Source organism: Sulfurimonas denitrificans DSM 1251, assembly GCF_000012965.1.
Taxonomy (GTDB): Bacteria; Campylobacterota; Campylobacteria; order Campylobacterales; family Sulfurimonadaceae; genus Sulfurimonas; species Sulfurimonas denitrificans.
Genome location: NC_007575.1, coordinates 1,463,339 through 1,480,889, shown reverse-complemented (window position 1 = coordinate 1,480,889; position 17,551 = coordinate 1,463,339). Strand labels below are relative to the sequence as shown.

Genomic DNA, 17,551 nt, shown 5'->3' with positions numbered 1-17,551 from the left:
TACTAAGAGTATAATTCCGAACTTTTTGTAGAAACGAAATCGATAAAAGCATTAGATTTATGTTTTTTGAGAGCTATAAGTATTTAAAGATTTAAGGAATTGTATATGTACGCAATTATCAAAAACGGTGGCAAGCAGTATAAAGTTCAAGAAGGCGACATTTTATTATTTGATAGAATGACTCTTGAGCCTAAAGCTACTTTTGAAATCAAAGAAGTTCTAGCTGTTAACGCAGGCGAACTTAAAATGGGAGCACCTTTTTTAGAAGGCGCTGTTGTAACTGCTGAGGTTATTAATGAGGGTCGTGATAAGAAAGTTATAACTTTTAAAAAGCGTCGTCGTAAAGATTCTAAAGTTAAAAGAGGCTTTAGAAGAGATTATACACGCGTTCGTATCACTAAAATAGCGGCATAATAGAGCTGTAAATTAACTAAGGAGAATTAAGATGGCACATAAAAAAGGTCAAGGTAGTACACAGAATAATCGTGACTCGGCTGGTAGAAGACTTGGTGTAAAAAAATATGGTGGAGAGGTTGTAATACCTGGTAACATCATCATTCGCCAAAGAGGAACTAAAATTCATCCAGGTAAAAATGTTGGTATGGGAAAAGACCATACAATTTTTGCTCTAGTTGCTGGTGTTGTAACTTTTCACAGAAAAGATAAAAAACGCCAACAAGTTTCAATCGTTCCTGCTGCATAATTTATAATATTTGGGCTTTTGCCCATATATTTCTCTTCAAATATTAGGTTTTTACGCCTAGATAATTTAAATATTTAACAATTTACTCTTTTGATATAGTTTATTTTTAAGTATTAACACTCAAGGATTTTCATGTTTACAGATGTCGTAGAACTTACAGTTTCTTCAGGAAAAGGCGGGCAAGGATGCGTCTCTTTTCGTCGTGAAAAATTTGTTGTTAATGGTGGCCCAAATGGCGGTGATGGTGGAAAAGGTGGTGACATTTGGTTTAAATGTGACAACAACACTCATACACTCTCGCATTTTCAAAAGAAAATGCATATAAAAGCAGATAATGGTGCTCCAGGCGAGAGCTCAAATATGTCTGGAAAATCAGGTGTTAAAAAAGTAATTATTGTTCCACCTGGTACACAGATTATAGATATGGACAGTGAAGAAGTTTTGTTTGATATGCTCATAGACGGGCAAGAAGAACTTTTCATTAGCGGCGGAAGAGGTGGGCTTGGAAACACTCACTTTAAGTCATCTACAAACCAAAGACCAACATACGCTCAACCTGGCGAAAAAGGCGAGACTAGAAGAATAAAATTAGACCTTAAGCTTATAGCGGATGTTGGATTGGTTGGTTTTCCAAACGTAGGAAAATCAACACTTATCTCAACAGTATCAAATGCGCGTCCAGAGATTGCAAACTATGAATTTACAACACTTACTCCAAAGTTAGGTCAAGTTAACATAGGTGATTTTGAATCATTTATTATGGCAGATATTCCTGGAATTATTGGCGGAGCTCATGAGGGCAAAGGTCTTGGTATAGAGTTTTTAAGACATATTGAGAGAACTCAGATACTACTCTTTATGGTAGATTTAGCTTCATATAGAGATTTAAAAGAGCAGATAGAAACACTAAAAGCAGAAGTCGGAGCATTTTCAGATAAACTTGGAAGTAGCAAATATGCAATCGCATTAACAAGAGCAGATGCTGTTGCTCAAGATGAAATTAATGATTTGGTAAATAGTTTTATGGAAATTGTAGGAGTAAAGGCTACTAGCAACAGTAATCTTAATTTTGATAAAAATCTTCCATATTTTATTCAAGATAGTGCAGATGAGACTCTTGGATATGACAGAGAGATTCCATATTTTGTTATGCCAATCTCATCTGCGACAAACAAAAATATTGACCCTCTAAAACATGCACTATTTAACCTAGTTCAAACAAATAGAATTTATAGTAAGTAGTTGATTTTTAAAATATAGAGATAAAAAAATGAAAAGAGTTGTTGTTAAAGTTGGAAGCGCAGTACTAACAGAAAATGATGCGATAGCATTACAGAGGATGAGAAATTTAGTTGATTTCTTGGTTGAACTTAGAAAAAGCTCTGAAGTGATACTTGTTTCATCTGGTGCCGTTGCTGCTGGATATACAGCACTAAAGTTAGATAGAAGTATATTACAAAATAAACAAGCACTAGCCTCTATCGGACAACCAATACTTATGAAAAAATACGCTAAAAAATTTGCTACGCATGGTATTTTAACAGCTCAGGTTTTAGTAACTGCAGCAAATTTTAAAATGGAAGATGAGAGCAGAAAAATCAAAGATACAGTTGATACACTTTTATCAAATGGAGTTATTCCCATTATAAACGAGAATGATGCGACAACTACAAAAGAGTTAGTAGTTGGAGATAATGATCAACTATCAGCCTATGTAGCAAAATATACAGATTCAGATTTGCTGATAATTCTCTCCGACATAGATGCTTACTATGATAAAGATCCAAGAAAATTCTCAGATGCAAAGGCTTTAAAAACTGTAAATAGTGTTGATGCAGATGAGCTTGAAAAAGATGCAACTCCTCATGGAGCTTTTGCAACGGGTGGAATTTTAACAAAGCTAAAAGCCGCTAACTATCTTTTGAATAATAAAATAGATATGGTTCTTACAAGCGGATACAATTTAGATGATATAAAAAGCTTGATGTTAGAGGGCAATCACACAGGCGGAACTCTCTTTACATGTAGTAATTAATGAAAATCATTTTCATGGGGACACCCGATTATGCAGCTCATATATTAGAAAAATTATTAAATACAAAAAATATAGAAGTAGTAGCTCTTTACACACAGCCTGATAAGCCAGTAGGGCGCAAAAAAATCTTAACTCCTCCAGCTGCAAAAAATATAGCACTCAAATATGGTATTGCAATTTCTCAGCCAAGCAGACTTAGAGATAAAGAGACTGTAGCAGAGGTTACAAGCATAGAGTGTGATTATATAGTTGTAGCTGCTTATGGTCAGATACTACCACTTGAGATACTAAAACACGCTCCTTGCATAAATCTACATGCATCTATTTTGCCTCATTACAGAGGCGCAAGTCCAATCCAGCAAACTCTCCTCCATGGCGATGTTAAAACAGGTGTAACTGCAATGCTTATGAATGAGGGGCTTGATACTGGTGATATTTTAAAAATCAAAGAGATAGAGGTAGATGCAGATGAGATGTCAGAATCCCTTTTTTCAAGACTTACTGAAGTTGCATCTGATTTGACTATAGATGTACTAGAAAACTTTGTGCAATATACGCCAAAAATACAAGATGATTCACTATCTTCACATTGTAAAAAAATAACCAAACAAGATGGTGAGGTAGAGTTTGATAACGCTACTGCTATATTTAATAAATATCGCGCATTTACTCCATGGCCAGGTATCTATTTGACATCAGGATTAAAGTTAAAAAAGATTGAGTTGTTCGAAAAAGAGAGTCAAAATGAGTCTGGTAGAATCTTAGATATTCAAAAAGATAGCATTATAGTTGGATGTAAAAAAGGGAGTATAAAAGTGATAACGCTACAGCCAGAGTCAAAAAATGAGATGTCAGCGCTCTCTTATATAAATGGAAAAAGATTAAATATTGCAGATACTCTATCTTGAGTGCGTTGATTCAACGCAGAAATATTTAAAAGAGTTAATTTTAAAAGAAGAGGTTTCTCTTCCTTATGCTGTTGTAGCTGATGTTCAAACAGATGGCGTTGGTAGTAGAGATAATAAGTGGGACTCTATAAAAAACAATCTTTTTTTATCATTTGCAATTCCATTTAGCGAATTGCCAACAGATTTGAAATTAGAGTCGGCATCTATATATTTTTCCTATATACTAAAAGAGACATTAGAAGAACTTGGCTCAAAAATTTGGCTTAAATGGCCAAATGATTTATATATATGTGAAAAGAAAATTGGCGGCATGATTACAAATATAGTTAAAGATAACGTCGTTTGTGGCGTCGGATTGAATATAGTTGAATCACCAGAAGGTTTTACAAAGTTAGATATTGTTTTAAAAAGAGATTTTCTTTTAGAGAGATATTTTATTAATATCAAAAAAAAGAGCTTATGGAAGCAAGTTTTTAGTAAATATAAGTTAGAATTTGACAAGAATCAAAACTTTTACACGCATGATAAAAATTTAATAATTTCTTTAGGTAATGTCACATTGCAAGATGATGGCTCAATTGTAATCAACGGCGAGAGGATATATAGCAGACGATGAGTGAAGTGATTGTAATTGCAAACCAAAAGGGCGGCGTTGGTAAAACGACTACTGCTGTAAACTTAGCTGCATCACTTGCCGTAGCAGAAAAAAAAGTGCTTTTAATTGACTCAGACCCTCAGGCAAATGCTACAACTTCATTAGGTTTTCACAGAAATGATTATGAGTTTAATATATACCATGTACTAATAGGCACAAAAAAATTAAAAGATATTATCTTAAAATCAGAACTTCCAACTCTGCACTTAGCACCATCAAATATTGGTTTGGTTGGTATAGAAAAAGAGTATTATGATGCGCAAAATTCAAAAGGTCGTGAGCTGTTACTAAAAAAAGCAATATCTAGTGTTTTAAAAGATTATGACTATATTATTATAGATTCTCCACCAGCATTGGGTCCAATGACAATAAATGCGCTCTCAGCTTCAAATTCTGTAATCATTCCAATTCAATGCGAATTTTTTGCACTTGAAGGATTAGCACAGCTTTTAAATACTGTAAAGTTAGTTAGAAAATCAATCAATCAGAAGTTAGTTATTAGAGGTTTCCTACCAACCATGTTTAGTGCTCAAAACAATCTATCAAAGCAAGTTTTTGCTGATTTAAGACAACATTTTAGCGCTAAACTTTTTAAAGATATGGATGGAGAGATTATAGTAGTTCCTAGAAATGTTAAGTTAGCAGAATCTCCATCATTTGGGAAACCTGCAATTTTATATGATGTAAAATCGATGGGATCTGTCTCTTATCAAAATTTAGCACAAGCGATTATGAAAGTATGAAGACACAAAGATTAGGCAGAGGATTGGGTGAACTTTTAGGTGAAATTGATGAAGCTTATGAAAATGAGGTTCCTCAAAAGGACTCAATTGTAGAAATCCCTCTTAAAGATATAAGACCAAATCCATATCAACCAAGAAAACACTTTGAAGAGAGTTCACTTTTTGAACTTGGAGAGTCTATAAAAAATGATGGACTTATCCAACCAATTATAGTAACTGAAGATGTTGATGGCTATGTTTTAATTGCTGGAGAGAGAAGACTTCGTGCATCAAAATTGGCAAAATTAAAAACAATTCGTGCGATTGTTTTAAACAGTGATGAACAGAAGATGAGACAGTTTGCACTTATTGAAAATATTCAAAGAGATGAGCTTAACTCTATTGAACTCGCACATGCATATGGTGAACTTATTAAACTTCACAACATTACACAAGAAGAGCTATCTACAAAAATACATAAAAGTAGAACGCACATTACAAATACCATCAGACTTCTGCAACTTTCGCAAAAAACTCAAAGAGCTCTTATTGAGAAAAAAATCACAACAGGCCACGCAAAAGTTTTAGTTGGACTTGATGAAAAGCAGCAGCAACTTATCGTAAACTCTATTATTGGACAAAAACTAAGTGTTAGAGAAGTTGAAACGGTTATTAAGAGTATGAAAAATAATAATAATGAAACAAAAAAAGAAAGTGAAGTAACTTTATATGATTTTAAAGCTATAAAAGATAGATTGCTTCAGCTTGGATTTATAGCAAAAAGTTCAAATAAAAATTTAACAATTGAGTTTAAGAACGAACTACAATTGGAGCTATTTCTACAAAACATATCAAAATAAATTTATGTTGTAGAATATTTTAAACATTATTAATAAATAATATAAAAATAATTTAAAAATTTTATCAGTTTAACAATTCTTTTAATTTTAAAATAGTATAATCACGCAACTTTTAGGAGGTGCTATGTTAGATATAAATCCGATACTGCTTGTAGCTACATTAATCGTGTTTCTTACTCTTATTGCCGTTCTAAACAGTTGGCTTTACAATCCATTATTTGCTTACATGAATAAAAGAGATGAAGACATCAAAAAAGACCTAGAAAAAGTAGGTTCTAATGATGATGAAATCAATGAACTTGAATCAAAAGCTAAATCAATAATTGTAAGTGCTAAATTGGAAGCTTCGGCCCTGAGAGAAAAAGTTATTGCGGATGCTAAAGAGTTGGCAGAGAGTAAATTAGAAGCAAAACGTGCTGAATTAGCTAGTCAGTATTTAGAATTTGAGCAGTTACTAGCTCGTACTCGTGAGCAGTTAAGTGGTGATTTAAAATCACAAATGCCACTGTTCAAAGAAGCTGTAAAAGCTAAATTTAGTCAAATATAAGGATGTCGTGTGAGTAGAATTTTAGTATTTATGCTAATGATATCAACATATGCATTGGCATCTAGTGGTAATGCAGAGACTGATATTGTCCAAAGAACGGTTAACTTTTTACTGTTTGCTGGACTTATCTGGTATCTAGTTGCAGAACCGGCGAAGAACTATTTTGCATCAAGAAGCAACTCTATTGCCGATGAGATGAAAAAAGTTCAAGATAAGTTAAAAGAGTCTGCTTCTCTTAAAAAAGAAGTACTTTCTAAAGTGGTAGCGGCTGAAAAATTTGCTACTGATTTAGTAGTAAGTTCAAAAAAAGAGAACAAAGTTTTAAATGACACAATTATGGCACAGTGTGATGATGATATCGAAGTAATGATAAAACAGCAAGCTGCGCTTATGGAATTTGAACAGAGAAAAATGGTTAGAAGTGTCGTTGAAAACATACTTGGTGAAGTCTTAAGTCAGAGTGATGACTCTTTTGACAAAGAAGCTATGGCTAATGTTATCTTAAAGAAGGTGGCATAATGGAAGAGTTGATTGCAAAGAGATATCTCAAAGCTATTAAGCAAGGGTCTAATGCAGAATCAATGCGAGAAATAGCTTTGATATTCTCTATATTGTCTGAAGCTTTTAATGATAAGAAATTTATTCAAATTATTAATAACCCAGATGTAAGTAGAGATCAAAAATCAGAAATTTTATTAGCAGCAGTTAAGTCGGCTGGTTATAAAGAAGTTGAAAATTTAATTAAACTACTTGCTGAGCATAATCGTATCGAAATAATACCTGCAATTGCAGAAGTTATGAGAAAAGATATAGCAAAAACGAACAGAGTTTACAGCGGAGTCGTATATAGTGACAGCGTTGTTGATTCAAAAGTTATGGAAGATTTAGGCAATGGATTAGGTAGTAGATTTAATTCTAAAATATCATTGAAATTTGTAAAAGATAATTTCAATGGTATTAAAGTAGATGTTGAAGATCTTGGTGTTGAGATTAGTTTCTCAAAAGCAAGAATCAATACTCAAATGATAGAACATATTATAAAAGCAATTTAACTTTCAACGAGAGGAGACGTGTAGTGGTAGCAAAAATTCAAGCTGATGAAATCAGCTCAATAATCAAAGAGCGTATTGACAACTTTGAACTAAGTGTTGATATAAACGAGACAGGTAAAATCGTTTCATATGCAGATGGTGTTGCGCAAGTTTACGGACTAAGCAATGTTATGGCAGGAGAAATGGTAGAGTTTGAGGAGGGAACGAGAGGTTTAGTTATGAACCTTGAGGAAAGCACTGTAGGTGTTGTTATCCTTGGACCAGGCCCATTATTAAAAGAGGGTATGTCTGTAAAAAGATTAGGTCGACTTCTTCGTGTTCCAGTTGGTGACGCACTCCTTGGGCGTGTTGTAAATGCACTTGGTGAGCCAATTGACGGAAAAGGTCCGATTGAAACAACTGAAACTCGTTTCGTTGAAGAGAAAGCTCCTGGTATTATGGCACGTAAATCAGTTCATGAACCTTTAGCAACGGGTATTAAAGCTATTGATGCTCTAGTTCCAATCGGTAGAGGTCAAAGAGAGCTTATTATTGGTGATAGACAAACTGGTAAAACAACTGTTGCTCTTGATGCTATTATTAATCAAAAAGGTAATGGTGTTGTGTGTATTTATGTTGCTGTTGGACAAAAAGAGTCAACTGTTGCACAAATAATCCGTCGTTTAGAAGATCATGGCGCAATGGAGTACACAATTGTTGTGTCTTCAACGGCTGCTGAAGCTGCTGCTCTTCAATTTTTAGCTCCTTATACGGGTGTTACAATGGGTGAGTACTTCCGTGATAATGCAAGACATGGTTTAATCGTTTATGACGATTTAAGTAAACATGCAGTTGCTTACCGTGAGATGTCGCTTATTCTTCGTCGCCCTCCAGGTCGTGAAGCTTATCCTGGCGACGTTTTTTATATCCACTCTCGTCTATTAGAGAGAGCTGCAAAAGTTTCTGATGAGAGAGGTGCTGGTTCTTTAACTGCGCTACCAATCATCGAAACACAAGCTGGTGACGTTTCTGCTTATATTCCAACAAACGTAATTTCTATTACTGATGGTCAGATATTTTTAGAGACTGAACTATTTAACTCAGGTGTGCGTCCAGCGATTAACGTTGGTCTTTCTGTATCTCGTGTTGGTGGTGCTGCTCAAATTAAAGCTACTAAACAAGTTGCAGGAACACTTAGACTTGACCTTGCTCAATATCGTGAATTACAAGCATTTGCTCAGTTTGCATCTGACCTTGATGAGACATCACGTAAGCAGCTTGAGCGTGGACAAAGAATGGTTGAAGTTCTAAAACAACCACCTTTTTCTCCACTATCTGTTGAGAAACAAGTGTTGATTATTTTTGCAGGTAATGAAGGTTTCTTTGATGATATGGCACCATCAAACGTTGTTCGTTTTGAAGCTGAGTTGTATCCATTTATTGAAGCATCTTATCCTCAAATCTTTGAAAATATTAGAAGTACTTCTAAAGTAGATGATAATACTAACGCATTAATGAAAAAAGCACTTGAAGAGTTCAAAGCTAGCTTTATAGTAGCTTAAGGATAATTTATGGCAAACTTGAAAGATATTCAAAGACAGATTAAGAGTGTTTCTAACACTCAAAAGACGACTCGCGCAATGAAGCTTGTATCAACTGCAAAGCTTCGTCGTGCTGAGGAGCTTGCTAAACGCTCTCGTCTGTATGCTGCAAAAATGAATCAGGTAATTGCCGAAATTGCTGGACGTATTAGATGTAATAAAGTTGGAGGAATTGACAATCGTTGTTTTAGCAAGATTGAAGACCCAAAAACTGTTGACATTATTTTTGTAACTGCTGATAAAGGTTTGTGCGGTGGATTTAATATTCAAACTATTAAAGCTGTTAAAAAATTATTATCAGAGTATAAAGCAAAAAATGTAAAAGTACGTTTACGTGGAATCGGTAAAAAAGGTGTTGAATTTTTTAAATACAATGAGGTAGAACTTTTTGATTCAGTCTCAAATCTTAGTTCAAAGCCTGATAAAGAGAAATCTGATGAGTTCATCTTATCTTCTATAGAAGATTTTAAAGATGGAAAAATAGATGCTCTTTACCTTGTTTATAATGGTTATAAAAACATGATAACGCAAGAGTTACATGTAAGTAAAATATTTCCTGTAGATGCAACTCTATACGAATGTGATGAACCAGAAAAATCAATGTTAGAAGTTGAAGCTCAAGATGAAGAGAAGATGCTGGATTCTTTGGTGAATAGATATGCGCAATATGCTATGTATTATTCATTAATTGATTCTGTTGCAGCTGAGCATAGTGCTAGAATGCAAGCAATGGATACAGCAACAAATAATGCTAAAGAGATGGTTAAGTCATTAAATGTACAATTTAATAAAGCTAGACAAGCAGCTATTACTACTGAGCTTATTGAGATAATAAGTGGTGTGGAGTCTATGAAATAATGGAGAAGAATATGATTGGTAAAATTAGCCAGGTTATGGGCCCGGTTGTTGACGTTGATTTTGATGGTTATCTTCCGATAATTAATGAAGCAATTGAAGTTAATATAAATTTAGAAGGTACACAAACACGTTTAGTACTTGAAGTTGCAGCACACTTAGGTGATGGTCGTGTTAGAACGATAGCAATGGATATGAGTGAAGGTTTAGTTCGTGGAATGAATGCAACTGCTACAGGTTCTCCTATAAAAGTCCCAGTTGGAGAGAAAGTGCTTGGACGTATTTTCAATGTAATTGGTGAAACTATTGATGATGGTGAACAAGTAACTGATGCTCCAATGTGGTCAATCCACCGTCAGCCTCCCGCTTTAGTTGAGCAATCAACTACAACAGAGATGTTTGAAACAGGTATCAAAGTTGTTGACTTGTTAGCACCTTACTCAAAAGGTGGTAAAGTTGGACTATTTGGCGGTGCTGGTGTTGGTAAAACAGTTATTATAATGGAACTTATCCACAACGTTGCAATGGGTCATGATGGTCTATCTGTATTTGCTGGTGTTGGTGAGAGAACTCGTGAAGGTAATGACCTTTATCATGAGATGAAGGACTCTAACGTACTTGACAAAGTTGCACTCTGCTATGGTCAAATGAGTGAGCCTCCAGGAGCACGTAACCGTATTGCATTGACTGGTCTTACAATGGCTGAATACTTTAGAGATGAAAAAGGTCTAGATGTATTAATGTTCGTTGATAATATCTTCCGTTTTGCTCAATCAGGTTCAGAGATGTCTGCGCTTCTTGGTCGTATCCCTTCAGCTGTTGGTTACCAACCAACACTAGCTCGTGAAATGGGTGCTTTGCAAGATAGAATTACATCGACTAAAAATGGTTCAATTACTTCTGTTCAAGCTGTTTATGTACCAGCGGATGACTTAACTGACCCTGCTCCAGCTTCTGTTTTTGCTCATTTAGATGCAACAACAGTTCTTAACCGTAAAATTGCTGAAAAAGGTATCTATCCTGCAGTTGATCCGCTGGATTCATCTTCAAGATTACTTGATCCGCAAATTTTGGGTGAGGAGCATTATAATGTCGCACGTGGAGTTCAACAAACACTTCAAAAATATAAAGATTTACAAGATATTATTGCAATTCTTGGTATGGATGAGCTTAGTGAAGATGATAAAAACATTGTAGAACGCGCTCGTAAAATTGAGAAGTTCTTATCGCAACCTTTCTTTGTTGCTGAAGTTTTCACTGGTTCTCCAGGTAAATACGTTTCTTTAGCTGATACTATTAAGGGTTTTAAAATGATTCTTAGTGGTGAGTGCGACCACATGCCAGAAGGTTCTTTCTACATGGTTGGTGGTATTGATGAGGCGATTGAAAAAGCTCAGAAAATGAAGTAATTCATAAAGGACTGATATGAGTAAGTTAAAACTTGAAATCCTAACTCCTAATGGCGTAATCTATAATGGTGAAGCCCTTAGCGTAACTCTTCCTGGAGAAGAGGGTGAGTTTGGTGTTCTAGCAGAACACTCTTCATTAATTACACTGCTTGAAGCTGGTGTAATTGATATAGAGAAAGAAGATAAATCAGTCGAATCAGTTCTTATCAACTGGGGCGTAGTCGAAGTTGATGAGAAAAAAGTCATAGTATTAGTTGAGGGTGCAGTAGCAATTCGTGGTGATAGCGAAAGCGCCGTTGCAAAAGCTCTGAACGATGCTAAAGAACTTATTGAATCTATAAAAGATAATAACCCTGCAATAGCTACTGTTACTGCAAGATTAGAGTCGGCTGCTCAAAATTTACTGTAAATACAATGATTAACGAAATTATTGATTTTTATATAAAAAGCCATCCAGTTACGCTGGGTGTTTTAGCCCTTTTAGCTATATATTTTATAGTCTTAAATTGGGTATTTTTCTACAGATACCTATCTATTAATAGTTGGCTTGAAATTGAGAATAGATCTCTTGAGAGTCTTCTTATGGGAGCTTCTGTTGTAAGTCCGCAATCATACTTAAATAATTTTTTGAGATCTAGTTCAAATATTAATAAAGATATATTGTCATTAGGATTGCAAGCTGCAACAAAAGAGGCAACAAAAGGACTCTCAGTTCTTTCTGTATTCGCATCTACTACTCCTTTTATTGGGCTCTTTGGAACTGTTGTTTCAATTTTGGATACATTCACGCACATTGGGCAAAGTAGTGGCGGCATGTCAGTTATTGCAGCTGGAGTCTCCGATGCACTTGTAGCAACAGCTGCAGGTATTTTTGTTGCTATTTTTTCATATACATATCATCAGATACTTAAGAGAAAATCTTTTGAATTAATTAGCTTTCTTGAGATGCAAAGCGATGCTATTCTTGCAAGAAAAGTGTAATACATGGCATATAATTGGGATGAAAAACCTGAATTAAACATTACTCCTTTGGTGGACGTAATGTTAGTACTCTTGGCTATCATGATGGTAATAGCGCCAAATATGATATATGAAGAAAAAATAAACCTTCCTCAGAGTTCAAAAACAAAATCATTATCAAAAATACCGCCTGTTCACATTACTATAGATAAAGATAAAAATTTAAAAGTAAATAAAGATAATTTTCAATTCAATGCTTTTTTAGATAATTTTTTTCTATATTCGAAACAGTTAGATTTAAAAGCCACTGTTTTAATAAGTGCGGATAAGAGTTTGGATTATGGTGTTGTAATGTCTGTTCTTGCAGCTGTAAAACAAGCTGGTTTTATTGAGGTTTCATTAGCAACTAATGGTTAATAAAGACTCCTATTTTTATATTAGTGGTTTTATATCACTATCTCTTTTTACTTTTTTTATAGCTATTTTTTTTATAGCTATAATTATGTCAAAAGATGTAAAAAGTTACGCACTGAAAAAAGATGATTTTGTATCTGTCTCTTTAGATATGGTAAATGTTCAATCAACTAATGTAAAAAAAGCTGTTGATGCGCCTATTGTAAAAGAGATTGAAAAGCCAGTTGTAAAAGAAGAAGAACAAGAAAAAACGGAAATGACACCTCAAAAAAAAGAGATAAATATAGATAATTTATTTAGCCAGATATGGACTAAAGATATAAAAAAAGAGGACAAAAAAATAGAAAAAGAGATAGACAAAAGAGTTATGCAAGAGTTGTCCAAAAAAAGTTTAAAATCTACAGAAAATAAAGTTGAATCAGTTAGTAGTAAAATTGAAAAAGTAAATAGTAAAGATAAAGCCGAAAAAGATTCTAAAAGTTCGACTGGATCGGAAGTAAATGAATATTTTGCTAAAATTCAAGCAATTGTTTATCAATATTTTACGCCGCCAGAGAACTCTCAAGGTAAGATGGTAAAAGCTGTCATAGAACTTGATTCATTTGGGAAAGTTATTGATTTTAGAATACTTACATATTCTGATAGTGATAGTTTTAATAGTGAATGTGACAAAATAAAAGGAAGATTAACAAACGTTCTTTTTCCAAAAAATCCTGATAATAAATCTGGTACTTATAAAATAAATTTAATTTCACAGGAGTAAGCTTTGAAAATTATTGTTTCAATTCTATTTGTTATTGTCTCTATGTTTGCGAATGATGCAACTATAGATGTTGTAAAAAAAGCTGACACTCTACCTTCCATTGCTCTTGAAGATGCATCTGTAAGCTATGATTCAACTTTTAAGGCTAAATTTTTTAAAACAGTTGTTGCTGACTTAAACGTTCTTTCAATTTTTAATGTAGATAAAGTTCAAAGAGATGTTAATTTTGATGCAAGTAGTGTTCTTGTTGAAAATAAAAATATGAATTATGTACTAAGATACAAGTTAAGTCAAGATGATAACAGCGCTTTAAATGTTGATATAAAACTTTTTAATAAAGAAGGCAGTATTGTTTTTAACAAAAATTATAAAGTAAACAGTTCAGACATATACATGTTTGTGGCTCACACAATTGCGTATGATATAAATAGTTTTATGGGAGAGAGTCCAATTGAATGGATAAAAAGAAAAGTAATTTTTTCAAGAATGTTATCTCCACAAAGAAGTGAACTAGTTGTGACAGATTACACTTTAACATATCAACATGTAATAGTAAAGGGTGGATTTAATCTTTTTCCTAAATGGGCAAACAAGGAGCAAAGCGCTTTTTATTACACTTCTCTTAATGAAACTAAACCAACACTAAAATATCTAGATTTAAAAACTGGAAAAAGCAAAGTCATAAAATCATCAGATGGAATGATGATATGTTCTGATATAAATGAAGATGGATCAAAACTACTATTTACTATGGCACCAAATGGTCAACCAGATATTTTTTTATATGATATTAAAACACAAAATACAAAAAAACTGACTAATTATGGTGGAATAGATGTTGGTGGACAATTTATGGGTGATGATAGTGTGATTTTTGTTTCAGATAGATTAGGGTATCCAAATGTATTTTCTTTAAATATAAAATCTGGTAGTGTTGAGCAGATAGTTTATTATGGAAAAAGCAATTCAGCATGTAGTGTTCATGGTAAATATGTGGTTTATAAAGCAAGAGAGAGTTCCGACTCTTTTTCAAACAATACATTTAATTTACACTTAGTTTCAATGGAGAGTGACTTTGTAAGAAGGCTTACCGCTGTTGGTGTAAATGAGTTTCCAAAATTTTCTGTAGATGGTGATGCAGTTATTTTTGTAAAGAATTATCAATCACAAAGTTCGGTAGGGATTATAAGATTGAACCACAATAAGAACTATCTTTTTCCGTTACAATTTGGAAAAATCCAATCAATTGATTGGTAATTATATTTATTATATATAAAATTTAATTTTATTTTGGTATAATTGCGCAAATATAACATAAGGTAGTAAAAAATGAAAAGTATAGTTTTAGCAAGTGCCGTTGCGGCTCTTTTGGTTTTAAGTGGATGTGGAGATAAAGATCCTCAAGTTGATGCAAATGATGGTGCTGTTGCTGAACAAGCTGCTCCAGCAAAATCTGCTTCGTCTGTAAAGGCTCCAACTTCTAGTAATACAGAAACTGCAGCTGAATATATGGCAAGAATTGAAAAAGAGTTAAAAACAATCTATTTCGATTTTGACAAGTTTAATATTAAAGCTGATATGCAAGCAAATCTTTCAACAGATGCATCAGTTGCAAAATCAAGTGCAAGTAAATTTCAACTGAAACTTGAAGGCAATTGTGATGAGTGGGGCAGTGATGAGTATAACTTCGCTTTAGGTTTAAAAAGAGCAGAGAGCGTTAAAAAAGCTTTAGTTGCAGAGGGCGTTGATGCAAATCGTATTTCTATGGTAAGTTTTGGTGAGAGCAATCCTACTTGTACAGATAAAACAAAAGAGTGCTGGGCAGAAAATCGTAGAGTTGACTTTAAACTTTTACCTTAATAGATGAATAATAGTAAAATAGTTGCTTTATTGGCAATAGTCTTACAAGCACACTTGTTTAGTGCCGAACCATCTGCGTTCGGTGCTGGCGACTTAAATAATCCAAATCCTTATGGCCTCTCTTCTACTGAGGCAACACTACTTGAAACAAAAAAAAATCTTCAAAAAGTTGTTGTAAAAAGCAATAATCAAGCGAATGAAGTTGATTCTTTAAGAGAAAGAATTGATGGACTTCAAACTATTATTGAAGCAATTAGTGCAGCAAGTCGTGAAAATAAACTAAAACTTAAGTCATATGAAGAGGAGTCACTTCTTCAAAGAGATAATAAAAGTGAATACGATAAACGAGTCATAGACTCAATTCAAGTAAACGCTAAAGATATTGAAAAAATAAATCTTCAACTCGCTGAGATCTCTAAGCTTATTGATGTAATTAATAAAACATACGTTACTAAAAATGAGTTCAATTCATTGGTAAGTGATGTTAATAAGTTTAAAGATCTTATAGCAAAAGAGCTAAATGCAACGACAATAACAACAAAACCAAAAGCTACACAAAATAAAGAACTCTCTAATACAGAGATAGATACAAAAGCAAAAGAGTTTTATGATAAAAAGCTATATAAAGAGTCAAGTGAACTCTATAAAGAACTTATTTCAAAAAACTATAAACCAGCTTATTCTCACTATATGGTTGGAGAGATTGAGTATTATCAAAACAACTATTCCGAGGCATTAGCTTACTTTAAAAAAAGTGCTACCCTTTATGACAAAGCCTCTTACATGCCTACACTGCTTCTTCATACCGCAATATCTATGGAGAAAAGTGGAGATAAAAAAAATGCTGAAATATTTTATAATGCTGTGAAAAGTCAATATCCAGATAGTTCTCAAGCAGGTATCGCAAAAAAGAAATTAAGCTCAATAAAATAATAGTTAGATAAAATCTACAAAACAAATTAAAGGCACATGGTATGGCAATACAAAAAGATCAAATCGTATCGATAGAGTACGAAGTAAATGATGGAACTAAAGTAGTAGATAGTAATATTGGTGGGTTACCACTTGTTTTTATGTATGGAAGAGGTCAAATTATTCCTGGTTTAGAAAGCGCAATAACTAATATGTCTATTGGTGATAAAGCAGATGTGGTGGTAAAAGCTGAAGATGCTTATGGCGAATATGACGCAGCAGCAAAGCAAGAAGTTCCAAAAGATCAATTTGCAGGAATTGATTTAGAAGTTGGAATGACTCTTTATGGGCAAGGCGAGGATGGTGGTACTGTTCAAGTTGTAGTCCAAGAGATAGGAAATGAAAATGTTATTATAGATTTTAATCATCCTTTGGCTGGAAAAGAGTTGTCTTTTCTTGTTATAGTAAATAACATAAGAGAGGCGTCTGCAGAAGAGTTGATGAGTGGTATTCCAGCAGAAAATCAACATGATGATTGTTGTGGCACTGACAGTGGCACTGGTTGTGGATGCTAAAAATATAGCAACGTCTGCTTCATGGGCACAAGCGTTTAAAACAGCTACTCTTTTAAAAACACTTAGTGTTAACGCTCTTGTTATTGGAGAAATAGGCGTTGGAAAAAAGACATTAGCAAGCTATATACTTCCAGAAGCACCTGTTTTTGATGCATCAGATTATGATGCATTGCTAATTGCTCTTGAGAGTGTAGATAGTGTTATCATTGCTAATTTGGAAAATTCACCAAATATCAAAAAAATTTTAGAGCTTATTATAATTAACAATATTAGAGTAATTGCGACTGCGTCAAGCTCATTTAAGAACGATATAATAGATAAAATTTTTAGTATTAAACTTGATATTCCCTCATTAAGAGAGAGACCAGAAGATGTTGCTTTTTTAATAAATAGATATATTAATGAGGCAACTTCTCTTTTTGGCTTATCTAAAACATTAAATATAAATGATATTAAACCTGATTTAAGTAGAAATTCATACTCATTGAAAAAGCAGATAATGATACAATATTTGCTTCAAAACATTAATGAGAATGAATTGATGAATATAATAGAGAACTATTTTTTTGAAAAACTTGGTTCAAATAGTGACTATAAAAACTTTTTACACATTTATGAAGTACCGCTTATTAAAGCAGGACTTCATAAATTTAAATCACAACTACAGCTCTCAGATAAGCTTGGTTTAAATAGAAATACATTGAGAAAAAAAATATCTGAAAATAGTAAATACTTATAAAG

The 17,551-nt window shown here is 33.5% G+C and carries 23 protein-coding genes; all 23 read left to right on the top strand.

From position 1 onward, the window contains the following. Positions 1-105 precede the first annotated feature (105 nt). Positions 106-414: a 50S ribosomal protein L21 gene (gene rplU, locus SUDEN_RS07400; protein WP_011373045.1), complete on the top strand. Its 309-nt coding sequence runs from the start codon at positions 106-108 to the stop codon at positions 412-414. Positions 415-445: 31 nt separating this feature from the next. Continuing rightward, on the top strand, positions 446-703 hold the full coding sequence (gene rpmA / locus SUDEN_RS07395) for a 50S ribosomal protein L27 (RefSeq protein ID WP_011373044.1): 258 nt from the start codon (positions 446-448) through the stop codon (positions 701-703). 132 nt (positions 704-835) lie between these two features. Next, complete coding sequence (gene obgE / locus SUDEN_RS07390) at positions 836-1,945, top strand: GTPase ObgE (RefSeq protein ID WP_011373043.1); 1,110 nt, start codon at positions 836-838, stop codon at positions 1,943-1,945. A 28-nt stretch (positions 1,946-1,973) separates the two neighbouring features. After that, on the top strand, positions 1,974-2,738 hold the full coding sequence (proB, locus tag SUDEN_RS07385) for a glutamate 5-kinase (protein WP_011373042.1): 765 nt from the start codon (positions 1,974-1,976) through the stop codon (positions 2,736-2,738). After that, positions 2,738-3,646, top strand: coding sequence for a methionyl-tRNA formyltransferase (fmt, locus tag SUDEN_RS07380; protein ID WP_011373041.1), 909 nt, complete (start codon positions 2,738-2,740; stop codon positions 3,644-3,646). The genes proB and fmt overlap by 1 nt, the downstream gene beginning before the upstream one ends. Further along, positions 3,627-4,262 (top strand): biotin--[acetyl-CoA-carboxylase] ligase, encoded by a 636-nt coding sequence (locus SUDEN_RS07375; RefSeq protein ID WP_011373040.1) that lies wholly within the window; start codon positions 3,627-3,629, stop codon positions 4,260-4,262. The genes fmt and SUDEN_RS07375 overlap by 20 nt, the downstream gene beginning before the upstream one ends. Then, on the top strand, positions 4,259-5,044 hold the full coding sequence (locus SUDEN_RS07370; protein WP_011373039.1) for a ParA family protein: 786 nt from the start codon (positions 4,259-4,261) through the stop codon (positions 5,042-5,044). The genes SUDEN_RS07375 and SUDEN_RS07370 overlap by 4 nt, the downstream gene beginning before the upstream one ends. Beyond that, positions 5,041-5,883, top strand: coding sequence for a ParB/RepB/Spo0J family partition protein (locus SUDEN_RS07365; RefSeq protein ID WP_011373038.1), 843 nt, complete (start codon positions 5,041-5,043; stop codon positions 5,881-5,883). Before SUDEN_RS07370 ends, SUDEN_RS07365 begins: the two co-directional genes overlap by 4 nt. Before the next feature lie 124 nt (positions 5,884-6,007). Next, on the top strand, positions 6,008-6,430 hold the full coding sequence (locus SUDEN_RS07360) for a FoF1 ATP synthase subunit B' (protein ID WP_011373037.1): 423 nt from the start codon (positions 6,008-6,010) through the stop codon (positions 6,428-6,430). A gap of 9 nt (positions 6,431-6,439) precedes the next feature. Beyond that, positions 6,440-6,949: a F0F1 ATP synthase subunit B gene (locus SUDEN_RS07355; protein WP_011373036.1), complete on the top strand. Its 510-nt coding sequence runs from the start codon at positions 6,440-6,442 to the stop codon at positions 6,947-6,949. Next, positions 6,949-7,482 carry a F0F1 ATP synthase subunit delta gene (locus tag SUDEN_RS07350; protein WP_011373035.1) on the top strand — a complete coding sequence of 178 codons (534 nt, stop codon included), beginning with the start codon at positions 6,949-6,951 and terminating at the stop codon, positions 7,480-7,482. Before SUDEN_RS07355 ends, SUDEN_RS07350 begins: the two co-directional genes overlap by 1 nt. 23 nt (positions 7,483-7,505) lie before the next feature. After that, complete coding sequence (atpA, locus tag SUDEN_RS07345; protein WP_011373034.1) at positions 7,506-9,023, top strand: F0F1 ATP synthase subunit alpha; 1,518 nt, start codon at positions 7,506-7,508, stop codon at positions 9,021-9,023. A gap of 9 nt (positions 9,024-9,032) precedes the next feature. Beyond that, the gene (gene atpG, locus SUDEN_RS07340; protein ID WP_011373033.1) at positions 9,033-9,920 is read left to right on the top strand and encodes an ATP synthase F1 subunit gamma; all 888 of its coding nucleotides are present in this window, start codon (positions 9,033-9,035) and stop codon (positions 9,918-9,920) included. A gap of 11 nt (positions 9,921-9,931) precedes the next feature. Further along, a complete protein-coding gene (gene atpD / locus SUDEN_RS07335) occupies positions 9,932-11,326 on the top strand; it encodes a F0F1 ATP synthase subunit beta (protein WP_041672276.1) in 1,395 nt (464 codons plus the stop codon). A 16-nt stretch (positions 11,327-11,342) separates the two neighbouring features. Next, positions 11,343-11,735, top strand: coding sequence for an ATP synthase F1 subunit epsilon (atpC, locus tag SUDEN_RS07330; protein ID WP_011373031.1), 393 nt, complete (start codon positions 11,343-11,345; stop codon positions 11,733-11,735). 5 nt (positions 11,736-11,740) lie between these two features. Then, entirely contained in the window at positions 11,741-12,307 is a 567-nt protein-coding gene (locus SUDEN_RS07325; protein ID WP_011373030.1) for a MotA/TolQ/ExbB proton channel family protein, read from the top strand. 3 nt (positions 12,308-12,310) lie between these two features. After that, a complete protein-coding gene (locus SUDEN_RS07320) occupies positions 12,311-12,703 on the top strand; it encodes an ExbD/TolR family protein (RefSeq protein ID WP_011373029.1) in 393 nt (130 codons plus the stop codon). An 85-nt stretch (positions 12,704-12,788) separates the two neighbouring features. Next, positions 12,789-13,463 (top strand): TonB C-terminal domain-containing protein, encoded by a 675-nt coding sequence (locus SUDEN_RS07315; RefSeq protein WP_238374796.1) that lies wholly within the window; start codon positions 12,789-12,791, stop codon positions 13,461-13,463. Positions 13,464-13,466: 3 nt separating this feature from the next. Continuing rightward, positions 13,467-14,720, top strand: coding sequence for a Tol-Pal system protein TolB (gene tolB, locus SUDEN_RS07310; RefSeq protein WP_011373027.1), 1,254 nt, complete (start codon positions 13,467-13,469; stop codon positions 14,718-14,720). Between the two features lie 72 nt (positions 14,721-14,792). Next, positions 14,793-15,323 carry an OmpA family protein gene (locus tag SUDEN_RS07305; protein WP_011373026.1) on the top strand — a complete coding sequence of 177 codons (531 nt, stop codon included), beginning with the start codon at positions 14,793-14,795 and terminating at the stop codon, positions 15,321-15,323. 30 nt (positions 15,324-15,353) lie between these two features. Then, on the top strand, positions 15,354-16,256 hold the full coding sequence (locus SUDEN_RS07300) for a tetratricopeptide repeat protein (protein ID WP_238374795.1): 903 nt from the start codon (positions 15,354-15,356) through the stop codon (positions 16,254-16,256). A 41-nt stretch (positions 16,257-16,297) separates the two neighbouring features. Further along, complete coding sequence (locus SUDEN_RS07295) at positions 16,298-16,810, top strand: FKBP-type peptidyl-prolyl cis-trans isomerase (protein WP_011373024.1); 513 nt, start codon at positions 16,298-16,300, stop codon at positions 16,808-16,810. Then, positions 16,776-17,549 carry a Fis family transcriptional regulator gene (locus tag SUDEN_RS07290; RefSeq protein ID WP_238374794.1) on the top strand — a complete coding sequence of 258 codons (774 nt, stop codon included), beginning with the start codon at positions 16,776-16,778 and terminating at the stop codon, positions 17,547-17,549. Before SUDEN_RS07295 ends, SUDEN_RS07290 begins: the two co-directional genes overlap by 35 nt. Positions 17,550-17,551: the final 2 nt, after the last annotated feature.

What these genes read in the sequence shown, in the direction of transcription:
- rplU (WP_011373045.1), top strand. Translation starts at nt 106, where the DNA reads ATGTACGCAATTATCAAAAACGGTGGCAAGCAGTATAAAGTTCAAGAA.
- rpmA (WP_011373044.1), top strand. Translation starts at nt 446, where the DNA reads ATGGCACATAAAAAAGGTCAAGGTAGTACACAGAATAATCGTGACTCG.
- obgE (WP_011373043.1), top strand. Translation starts at nt 836, where the DNA reads ATGTTTACAGATGTCGTAGAACTTACAGTTTCTTCAGGAAAAGGCGGG.
- proB (WP_011373042.1), top strand. Translation starts at nt 1,974, where the DNA reads ATGAAAAGAGTTGTTGTTAAAGTTGGAAGCGCAGTACTAACAGAAAAT.
- fmt (WP_011373041.1), top strand. Translation starts at nt 2,738, where the DNA reads ATGAAAATCATTTTCATGGGGACACCCGATTATGCAGCTCATATATTA.
- SUDEN_RS07370 (WP_011373039.1), top strand. Translation starts at nt 4,259, where the DNA reads ATGAGTGAAGTGATTGTAATTGCAAACCAAAAGGGCGGCGTTGGTAAA.
- SUDEN_RS07365 (WP_011373038.1), top strand. Translation starts at nt 5,041, where the DNA reads ATGAAGACACAAAGATTAGGCAGAGGATTGGGTGAACTTTTAGGTGAA.
- SUDEN_RS07360 (WP_011373037.1), top strand. Translation starts at nt 6,008, where the DNA reads ATGTTAGATATAAATCCGATACTGCTTGTAGCTACATTAATCGTGTTT.
- SUDEN_RS07350 (WP_011373035.1), top strand. Translation starts at nt 6,949, where the DNA reads ATGGAAGAGTTGATTGCAAAGAGATATCTCAAAGCTATTAAGCAAGGG.
- atpG (WP_011373033.1), top strand. Translation starts at nt 9,033, where the DNA reads ATGGCAAACTTGAAAGATATTCAAAGACAGATTAAGAGTGTTTCTAAC.
- atpD (WP_041672276.1), top strand. Translation starts at nt 9,932, where the DNA reads ATGATTGGTAAAATTAGCCAGGTTATGGGCCCGGTTGTTGACGTTGAT.
- atpC (WP_011373031.1), top strand. Translation starts at nt 11,343, where the DNA reads ATGAGTAAGTTAAAACTTGAAATCCTAACTCCTAATGGCGTAATCTAT.
- SUDEN_RS07325 (WP_011373030.1), top strand. Translation starts at nt 11,741, where the DNA reads ATGATTAACGAAATTATTGATTTTTATATAAAAAGCCATCCAGTTACG.
- SUDEN_RS07320 (WP_011373029.1), top strand. Translation starts at nt 12,311, where the DNA reads ATGGCATATAATTGGGATGAAAAACCTGAATTAAACATTACTCCTTTG.
- SUDEN_RS07315 (WP_238374796.1), top strand. Translation starts at nt 12,789, where the DNA reads ATGTCAAAAGATGTAAAAAGTTACGCACTGAAAAAAGATGATTTTGTA.
- SUDEN_RS07305 (WP_011373026.1), top strand. Translation starts at nt 14,793, where the DNA reads ATGAAAAGTATAGTTTTAGCAAGTGCCGTTGCGGCTCTTTTGGTTTTA.
- SUDEN_RS07295 (WP_011373024.1), top strand. Translation starts at nt 16,298, where the DNA reads ATGGCAATACAAAAAGATCAAATCGTATCGATAGAGTACGAAGTAAAT.